This window comes from Rhizobium terrae (genome assembly GCF_003425685.1).
GTDB lineage: Bacteria > Pseudomonadota > Alphaproteobacteria > Rhizobiales > Rhizobiaceae > Neorhizobium > Neorhizobium terrae.
Map to the genome: position 1 here is coordinate 80,010 of NZ_QJKM01000021.1, position 9,563 is coordinate 89,572.

Annotated in this window: 7 protein-coding genes and 1 pseudogene; 5 read left to right on the forward strand and 3 right to left on the reverse strand. The window is 60.9% G+C overall.

Going from position 1 to position 9,563, the window contains the following annotated elements; genetic code table 11:
* Positions 1 to 107 precede the first annotated feature (107 nt).
* Positions 108 to 881, reverse strand: coding sequence for a gamma-glutamyl-gamma-aminobutyrate hydrolase family protein (locus tag DMO26_RS28855; protein WP_117195785.1), 774 nt, complete (start codon positions 879 to 881; stop codon positions 108 to 110).
* A gap of 305 nt (positions 882 to 1,186) precedes the next feature.
* Here DMO26_RS28855 and DMO26_RS28860 point away from each other — a divergent pair, with 305 nt between their 5' ends.
* Entirely contained in the window at positions 1,187 to 2,293 is a 1,107-nt protein-coding gene (locus DMO26_RS28860) for a TRAP transporter substrate-binding protein (protein WP_117195771.1), read from the forward strand.
* Positions 2,294 to 2,698: 405 nt separating this feature from the next.
* Here the strand turns inward: DMO26_RS28860 and DMO26_RS28865 are convergent, their stop codons facing one another.
* Positions 2,699 to 4,201 carry a TRAP transporter large permease gene (locus tag DMO26_RS28865; protein ID WP_117195772.1) on the reverse strand — a complete coding sequence of 501 codons (1,503 nt, stop codon included), beginning with the start codon at positions 4,199 to 4,201 and terminating at the stop codon, positions 2,699 to 2,701.
* Positions 4,202 to 4,226: 25 nt separating this feature from the next.
* Positions 4,227 to 4,766 (reverse strand): TRAP transporter small permease subunit, encoded by a 540-nt coding sequence (locus DMO26_RS28870; protein WP_117195773.1) that lies wholly within the window; start codon positions 4,764 to 4,766, stop codon positions 4,227 to 4,229.
* Between the two features lie 320 nt (positions 4,767 to 5,086).
* Here DMO26_RS28870 and DMO26_RS28875 point away from each other — a divergent pair, with 320 nt between their 5' ends.
* The 4 genes and pseudogenes from DMO26_RS28875 to DMO26_RS28890 form a co-directional block, all read left to right on the forward strand.
* Positions 5,087 to 7,408, forward strand: coding sequence for a putative bifunctional diguanylate cyclase/phosphodiesterase (locus DMO26_RS28875; RefSeq protein WP_226951452.1), 2,322 nt, complete (start codon positions 5,087 to 5,089; stop codon positions 7,406 to 7,408).
* A gap of 169 nt (positions 7,409 to 7,577) precedes the next feature.
* Entirely contained in the window at positions 7,578 to 8,336 is a 759-nt protein-coding gene (locus DMO26_RS28880; RefSeq protein ID WP_117195775.1) for an N-acyl amino acid synthase FeeM domain-containing protein, read from the forward strand.
* Between the two features lie 193 nt (positions 8,337 to 8,529).
* Positions 8,530 to 8,754: an aa3-type cytochrome c oxidase subunit IV gene (locus tag DMO26_RS28885; RefSeq protein ID WP_117195786.1), complete on the forward strand. Its 225-nt coding sequence runs from the start codon at positions 8,530 to 8,532 to the stop codon at positions 8,752 to 8,754.
* 84 nt (positions 8,755 to 8,838) lie between these two features.
* A pseudogene (locus DMO26_RS28890) lies at positions 8,839 to 9,563 on the forward strand (NAD(P)(+) transhydrogenase (Re/Si-specific) subunit alpha); the annotation flags it as partial.

Consider the following 9,563-nt stretch of genomic DNA (forward strand, 5'->3'; position numbering starts at 1 on the left):
GCCGGCATCTTCTCTCCGTTCTGACGGGGAGAAGGACATCGTCCCGAGATGCGAGCGATGGATGAGGCACGTCCCCTCTCCCCGTATGACGGGGAGAAGGGCCGATCTCAAGCCGCGACGTCGGTGATCGCCTTGCGGGCCGCATAGGCGCGCACGGCATCGCCGAAGGCGTGGAAAAGCGCCCGCGACGGCGCATCCGTCTCGGCCCAGTATTCCGGATGCCATTGCACGCCGACGGCGAAATTCTTCGCGTCGATGACCGAAACGGCTTCGATCGTGCCATCCTCGGCGGTTGCTTCGACCTTCAGGCGGGGAGCGGTTTCGGCGATGGCCTGCCGATGCAGCGAGTTCACCTGCACCTCGCCCGAAAGGCCGAGATAGTTGGCGATGCAGGAGCCTTCGGCCACGAAGACCGGCTGGCGGATCGCATACATGCCGTCGCGCTCCTTCACATCCGGCTTGCGATGGTCCCATATGCCGGGCTGGTCCTGGATTTCGCTCGCCAGCGTGCCGCCGAGCGCGACATTGAGTTCCTGGATGCCCCGGCAAATGGCGAGCAGCGGGATGCCGCGATCGATCGCACGGCGGATCAGCGGCAGCGACGTCGCGTCGCGGGCCGGATCGAACGGGCCGTCGCCGGCGGTCGCTTCTTTTCCGTAGAGCGACGGGTGCACATTGGTCGCCGAACCGGACACCAGCACGCCATCCACCCGGTCGAGAATCGCGTCGAAGTCGTTGCCCTCCTCAAAGGCCGGAATGATGAAGCTCATCACGTCTGCGACCCTCAGCGCCGCCTGCACATACTGGTTCGGCGAAGCATGCCAGATCGCTCCGTCGATTTCGCGAATATCGGCAGGCAGGGCGACGATCGGTTTCGGCATCAAAATCTCCATCGGGCATGCATCGGAGGATTGTTCCGTTGTGCCGCCGGAAGCCCCCGCAAGTCAAGTTCAGGTTCGGCGCAGCGCCTTGGTCCTGCTTAAAGAATAAGCATTTCTTCATTGAAATTCTTTGTGAATCTCGTTTGTGCAGCACAAGACGAAAGTCTAAGATCAAAAGACCTCGTCCCATTAAGGAATATTAGCAGCGCCGCTTGCAACCCGGTGGGCAACATGTTTACTTCGCCATCAAGCCGGGGGAGTGGGAACGGAAAACCCTGCGGTTTCATCTTTATGGGAGGTATTTCATGGATCGTCGCACATTCTTCAAGAAGGCTGCCGTGACCGGCGCCGGCGCAGCCGCAGCTTCGGTGCTCGCCGCTCCGGCCATCGCGCAGTCGAGCCCGAAAATCACCTGGCGTCTGACGTCTTCATTTCCGAAGTCGCTCGACACCATTTACGGTGGCGCTGAAGACATCGCCAAGCATGTCGCAGCCGCAACCGACGGCAATTTCACCATCCAGCCTTTCGCCGCCGGCGAAATCGTTCCAGCCGGACAGGCTTTGGATGCCGTCAGCAATGCGACGGTCGAAATGTGCCACACCTGCTCCTATTATTTCGTGGGCAAAGATCCGACGTTCGCCATCGGCACTGCAATTCCTTTCGGCCTTAACGCACGACTGAGCAATGCGTGGTTCTACGAAGGCAACGGCAACAAGTTCCTGAACGAGTTTTATGCCAAGCACAATGTCTACGGGCTTCCGTCGGGTAATACGGGCGCCCAGATGGGCGGGTGGTTCCGCAAGGAAATCAATACCGTAGACGACTTCAAAGGCGTCAAGATGCGCATCGCCGGACTTGCCGGCCGGGTGGTCGAGAAGCTTGGTGTCGTGCCGCAGCAGATACCCGGCGGCGACATCTATCCGGCGCTCGAAAAGGGTACGATCGATGCGGCGGAATGGGTCGGTCCCTATGACGACCACAAGCTTGGCTTCTACAAGGTGACCAAATACTACTACTATCCGGCCTTCTGGGAAGGCGGCCCGGTCATCCACTCCTTCATGAACTTGGACAAGTGGAACGCGCTGCCGAAGGCCTATCAGGCCGCGCTGACCGATGCCTGCGCTTTCGCCAATACCAACATGATGGCAAAGTACGACGCCAAGAACCCGACGGCGATCAAGCAGATTGTCTCCCAGGGCACCATCCTGCGGCCGTTCAGCCAGGAAATCCTGGAAGCCTGCTACAAGGCCTCGCTCGAAGTCTACAAGGACATCTCCGCCACCAACGCGGACTTCAAGAAGATCTACGAGGACCAGGTGGCTTTCAAGAAGGAAGGTTACCTCTGGATGCAGCTGTCGGAATACACGTTCGACACCTTCATGATGATCCAGCAGCGCAACGGCAAGCTCTGATCAAAGCATCAAGCTGACTGGCTAGAGAACGCCCCGGATCGAAAGGTCCGGGGTTTTTGCTTACACGCGCCGTAAATCGGTTGCGGCCGGCTGTGTCGTCTCGACAAACACACCCGATTATCCATGGTTGCAGCGTTCAAGGATTGAAGCAGCACGCTCCGTGACCAGCCCGAGCATCGGTGAAGACGGGCTTCACCGACTTAGGCAAAAGCCTTGCTGTCGAACTGGAGGTAGTGCGATGTGGAAACCACTGAGCATTACGTTGCTGTTTAGGAAAAGCCGGACAAGCTGGTCAATAGCTGCCCGGCTCACGTTCTTAGGCAGATAGCAAAGGAGGGCAGAGCGCCAACTCTGCCCTCCACTCCAATATACTCCCCCTCAGCCCGCCGACAAGGGAAGCCACCCTTACGGGTTGATCTTGGGCGGCTCGCCGAAGTTCGGCATGCCGGGCAAGCCCTGCTGTCCTGGCTGGGCAGGGGCGCCGTCCATCGGCGGCAGGCCGAAGTTGGGCATGCCGCTTCCGCCGCCGGATCCGAAGCCCGGGACTTCGATCTTGATCGTGTTGAGATCGACGTCGGGGGCCTTGTCCAGCCAATAAGTGACGGATTCGGGCCAGAAGATGATGATGCCGACCAGGATCAGCTGCATGCAGAGCCAGGGAATGGCGCCGAGATAGATATCCTTTGTCTTGACCGATTTCGGCGCGATGGAGCGCAGGTAGAAGAGTGCGAAACCGAAGGGCGGGTGCATGAAGCTCGTCTGCATGTTGACGCAGAGCAGCACGCCGAACCAGATCAGGTCGATGCCGAGCGAATTGGCGACCGGCGCCAGCATCGGCAGGACGATGAAGGCGATCTCGAAGAAATCCAGGAAGAAGGCCAGGAAGAAGACGAAGATATTGACGAAGATCAGGAACCCGACTGCGCCGCCGGGGACGTGGGAAAGCAGGTATTCGATCCAGAGACCGCCGTCCATGCCCTGGAAGACGAGGCTGAAGCAGGTGGCGCCGACCAGGATGAAGACGACCATGGAGGTGATCGTCATGGTGGAGTGCATTCCCTGCTTGATCAGGTCCCAGGTGAGGCGGCGGTGCATGGCGGCGAGCACCATGGCGCCGACGACACCGAGCGCGCCGGCTTCGGTCGGCGTCGCCAGACCCATGAAGATGGTGCCGAGCACGAGGAAGATCAGCACGATCGACGGGATCATGCCCCACAGAACTTTGACGACCAGCGCCATGTTCATCTCGCCACGGGCTTCGAGCGGCAGCGCCGGCACGTCCTTCGGCCGGAAGATCGAAAGACCCAGGATGAAGAGCAGGAAGATCGTCACCTGCAGGATGGAGGGCCCGATCGCGCCGAGATACATGTCGCCGACCGAGCGGCCGAGCTGGTCGGCGAGAACGATCAGGACGAGCGACGGCGGGATGACCTGGGTGATCGTGCCGGATGCCGCGATGACGCCGGTGGCGAGCCGCGGGTTGTAGCCGTATTTCAGCATGATCGGCAGCGAGATCACGCCCATGGTGATGACCGAGGCGGCAACCGTGCCGGTGATGGCGCCGAGGATGGCGCCGACAAGGATGACCGCGTAGGCGAGGCCGCCGGGGATGGCGCCGAACAGCTTGCCGGTGCCTTCGAGAAGATCTTCCGCCAGGCCGCAGCGTTCGAGCACCGCGCCCATGAAGGTGAAGAAGGGGATGGCGAGCAGCAGGTCGTTCGAGACGATGCCGAAGATGCGGAAGGGCAGCGCCTGCAGGAAGGCGAACTCGAAATGGCCGGTGGCGATGCCGAGAAGGCCGAAGAACAGGCCGACGGCCGAGAGCGAGAAGGCGACCGGAAAGCCGTAGAGCATGAAGATGATCATGCCCAGGAACATTGCCGGCGGCATTATACCGTATTCGAACATGAGCGGTTATCCCCCGGAAGTGATGTTATTGCAGCGGCTTTTCGTAGGTCGTATCGACCTGGAGGACGCCCGTGAGGCCGGCGATGCGCTTGATGAGCTCGGAAAGTCCCTGCAGCGCCAGAAGGCCGAAACCTGCGACGATGACGAGCTTGATCGGCCAGCGGATGAGGCCGCCGGCATTCGACGAGACTTCGCCCTGCGCATAGGAGAGAGTGAAGAACGGCCAGGCAAGCCAGGCGAGATAGAGGCAGGCGGGGATCAGGAAGACGATCAGGCCGATCGTGTCGATCCACAGCCGGGTGCGATCGGAAACCGCACCGTAGACGAGGTCGACGCGCACATGTTCGTTGAGCCGCAACGTGTGGGACGCACCCAAAAGCACGATGAAGCCGAAGAGATACCACTGGATCTCGAGCCAGCCGTTCGAGCTGTAGTTGAAGAGATAGCGGATGACCGCATTGCCGGCGCTGATCAGCGTGCAGGCAAGGACAAGATAACCGGAAAATTTGCCAATGATTTCACTGAGGCGGTCGATGAGACCGCTGATCTTCAACAATGCAGCCATAGTTTCCCCAATTCAAACGGGTCCTTCTTATCCCGCCCGTCCGTTGATGGCGATGTAAACCAAGGTCTATAAAAAGGAAAGTCCTAATAAACCTGGTTTTCCCCTGTAAAAAGGCGATATCGTCAGGCGTCCGGGCGCGGCCGGGGCCGAAGGCGCCATTCCGCCGAAGGTCGGCATGCGGACAATTTTAGCCGTTCTGTTGAGAGTTTGTTGAGCAAACTTCCAACAACCCCCCGATGGAAGGGGGGTAAATATCGCGGGAACAAGCAATTTTTAAAGGGTTTTCCGCACTGTCGGTCGGAAGCAAAGGGATGAACCCGATGAAAGAGACTGAAGCGAAGACGCTGTCGACGGATGTTTATCTGTCCTTCGTCACGTCGCTGTTTGGAAATCGCGGCACGCTGGTGACCGGCATGGTGGTCCATGTCGCCTGGTGCCTGCTTGTCTACAGCAGCACCGGTTCCGTCTTCTATATCTTCATGGCCATCGGCTTCTTCGGCGTCAACGCCTACCGGATGATCGGATTCCATCGCTTCGACCGGATGGACAAGCGTTCGCTGACGCGCGAGCAGATAGCAGGCCTCGAAACCCAGTATGTGGTCGGGGCGGCCGGCACCGCGCTGCTGCTCGGCATTTCGAGCGGCTACGCGCTTCTGGTGCTTCAGGATACGTTCGCGGCCTTCACCTGCATCGCTATGACGCTCGGCTCCATGATGTCGATCGTCGGCCGCAACTACGGCTCGCGGCATGCGGTCGACGTCCAGACGATCGGCTCCTGCGCGCCGATCATGATCGCCTGCGTGCTGACCGGCGACCTGCATCTGGCGCTGATGTCGCTCCTGCTGGTTCCTTTCGGTCTGACGACGCGCTCCATGGCGAAAGGCGTGCGCGACTTCCTTTATGAGAACGTCACCGCCTCGCGCGAGATGACGATCATCGCCGGCCGGTTCGACACGGCCCTGACGACCGTTGCGCACGGCCTGGTGATGCTGGATGCCGAGGGGCGCATCGAGGTGATCAACCGGCAGGCCCAGGATTTTCTTCGGCTCGGGGCGACGGAAGAGGTCAAGGACCGGGATTTCCTCTCCGTCCTGCGCGAGGGAGCGGCAAACATTTCCGGCGCGATCCTGCAGCAGATCGCCCGCCTGATGGACGGGACGCTCAGTCGCGGGCTTTTTCGATTCGACAACGATCTCTACCTGGAGTTTTCGGCAAGCCGCCGCTCCGACGGCGGTGTCGTGCTGGTCTTCGAAGACGTCAGCGCGCGCGTCGCGGCGGAGGAAAAGATCCTGCACATGGTGCAGTTCGACGCGCTGACCGGCCTGCCGAACCGCGGCCATTTCGGCGAATTGGCGGCGGAGAAGCTCAGCGGCCGGGGCGAAGAGCTGGCGGCGCTCGCGGTGTTCAACGTCGACGGCTTCAAGCATGTCAACGACGTGCGCGGCCATGTGGTCGGGGACCGGCTGTTGTCGGCGATCGCCGCGAAGCTCTCCTCGCTGAAGGCTGACAACATGCTGACGGGCCGGCTCGTCGGCGACGAGTTCGTCGTCCTGCTGTTTGGCGGCAATTGCAGTCTGGACCTGGAGCGGCAAATCCGGCAGATCCATTCGCAGGTTCAGGGCGATTATCATGTGGAGGGTCTGCAGCTTACCGTTTCCATGAACAGCGGCTGCGTCATCCTGCCGTCGCAGGACTTCGGCATGGAGAACTGGCAGATCAAGGCGGACCTTGCGCTCAACCATGCCAAGTCGGCCGGCCACGGCACGCTGACGGTCTTCCGGGAGGAAATGGACGCGAAATATATCGAGGACCAGAAGCTCAGGGCGGACCTGCGCCAGGCGATCGATCATCACGGCCTGCATGTCGTCTACCAGCCCATGTACCGTCCGGACGGCTCCGGCATCGACTGCTGCGAGGCGCTGGTGCGCTGGCGCCACCCCGAGCGCGGCATGGTCGGCCCGAACATCTTCATCCCGATGGCGGAGGATATGGGCCTCGTTTCGCACATCACGCACCAGGTCATCGACCAGGCCTGCCGCGACTGCGCGGCGTGGCCGGAACCGATGGCGGTGTCGGTCAACCTGTCGATCCAGGACCTGCGCAACGGCGACATCGTCGGTTACGTCGCCGACGTACTGAAACGTTACTCCCTCGAGCCCGCTCGCCTGCATCTGGAAGTGACGGAAAGCTGCTTCATGGATGAACCGGTGGCGGTCAGCGCCATTCTCAACCGGTTCCGGGCGACCGGCGTGACGATCGCAATCGACGATTTCGGCACAGGCTTTTCGAGCCTCAGCTACCTGGACACGCTGCCGCTCGATATCGTCAAGATCGACCGGGCCTTCATCCGCAATATCGGTGAGGACCAGCGCAAGCTGAAGCTCTTGCGCGGCATCGTCCATCTGTCGCGCGAGCTCGGCCTCAAGATCGTCGTCGAAGGGGTCGAGACGAAGGAACAGCTGGCGCTGATCAACCGTCACCGGTTCGCCGATCTGGTCCAGGGATATGTCTTCTCGATGCCGGTCAGCGTCGATAAGATCATCGAGCTTGCCGCCGACAGTTCGTCCTCGGCCAAGCTTTCTTCCATCCGGCGGGGCGCCAAGGGTGCCCAGAACTCGCCATTGCGAGCTGCCGCGCGCTGAGACAGCTGCCTGATATCCAGACAATTCTGAACGGATACCGCACATGAAGTGCGGGCCGTTAACCCTTTGTTAACCATAAATTTTGAAAGTTTGTTAATTCTTTATCAAATTGTTGCGGCGCTTACGCATTTCAGGGTTAATTCTTGGTTAACACCCAGGAATGAGCGCAATGCAAACAGATATAAATTTTGCAGATGGAAATTTTTCGTCCAAACTTCTTTCAACCCTTGACCACGTCGAATACCGCCGGATCGAAAGCCACGAGGATTTCGAGGACATAGCCCGCCTGCGCTATCGCGCCTACAAGGCGCACAACGTCCTGCCGGTCGCCGCCGTCAGCATGCTGGACGACATCGATTTCGACGAACAGGCCTATGTGTTCGGCCTCTATTATTATGAAGAACTGGTCAGCACGCTGCGCGTTCATCACGTCACGCCGGATCACCGCGTCAGTCAGTCGAGCGGCATCTTCCCCGACGCGATCAACGGCTTCCTGGATGCCGGGCTGACGCTGATCGATCCTGCGCGCTTCGCCATCAATGCGGAATTCGCCAACGAACGGTCGGCCTTGCCCTATCTCACCGTGCGGCCGGCGATCATGGCGGCCATCCATTTCGATGCCGACCGGATGATCCAGCACATCCGGCCGGCGCATGCGGCCTTCTACCGGCGGTTCTTCTATGCCGATACGGTCGTGCCGCCGACGATGGCCGGGACCTACGGGTTCGACCTGACGCTGCTGGCTTCCCGGACGCGGGAGTTGCGGTCGAAGCTCATGAGGCGGTTTCCCGCTTTCCAGTCGGAAGCCTACGAGCGGCGGCTCATGTTCGAAAATGCCTCGCATTTTGAAATCCCGCCCCTGACGATTCTGCCGACCGCACGGCTTGCCGGGCGGCCGAATTCCCCCGAGATGGCTTTCGTCGTGTGAAATGCCCGATGCGGGCGTACCGGTGAGGCAATGTGGCGCCATTGCGCTTTGCGATCGCTTTGTGTAAGGCCTGAAGTGACGCCGGTCCTGGTGGTTGAGGCCTGTGATTCCGGATGTCGACGAGGGTTTTTCCCGCTCGCGCGAACGCTTTCACCCGGCGGGTCGCGTGCGGCTGATCAAGGAGACGGGACTGATGGACAATCACCACAGCGGACCGGTGGAAACGGGCGCTTCGATGGACTACGCGGAACATGAAAAGACCTACGACATGTTCATCGCCGGTGCCAAATGGGGCACCATGGTCGTCGTCGTGCTGCTGATCGCCATGGCCGCCGGTTTCTTCGGTGGCGCGGGCTTCATCGGCAGCCTGCTCGTCTTCATCATTCTCAACATCGCCGGCGCTTTCCTGCTGCGTTGATCCCGACAAGCCAGCTTTGTCACTGGTTTTAGAAAGGGCGGAGCTTTTCGCCCTCCTGCGATATCGACTGGGAGGAGACAGTCTTTGGCGAAGGTTATTTTCGTATGCCGCGAAGGTTCGCAGGAACCTCGCGTTTCTGCTTCGGCCGAGACCGTCAAGCGACTGAGGGCACTCGGCTTCTCGGTTGTGGTGGAGAGCGGCGCCGGCCTGGCGTCCGGCATTCCCGACAGCGATTTCGAAACGGCCGGCGCGAAGATCGGCACGGTTGCCGATGCGGGGTCCGGTGACGTCATCCTCAGGGTCAATCGGCCGACCGCCGCCGAGATCGCCGCCTACCGGTCCGGTGCCGTCGTCTTCGCCGTGATGGATCCCTATGGCAACGATGCCGCCTTGGCGGAGATGGCCAAGGCTGGCATAACCGCCTTCGCCATGGAACTGATGCCGCGCATCACCCGCGCCCAGTCGATGGACGTGCTGTCCTCCCAGGCGAACCTTGCCGGCTACCGCGCGGTGATCGACGCTTCCCACGAATACGGCCGCGCCATGCCGATGATGATGACCGCTGCCGGTACGGTTCCGGCCGCCAAGGTCTTCGTCATGGGCGCCGGCGTCGCCGGCCTGCAGGCGATCGCAACGGCCCGCCGTCTCGGCGCGGTGGTCACCGCAACCGATGTCCGCCCCGCCGCCAAGGAACAGGTCGCTTCGCTCGGCGCCAAGTTCATCGCCGTCGAGGACGACGAGTTCAAGGCCGCCGAAACCGCCGCCGGCTACGCCAAGCCGATGTCGGAGGCCTACCAGGCGAAGCAGGC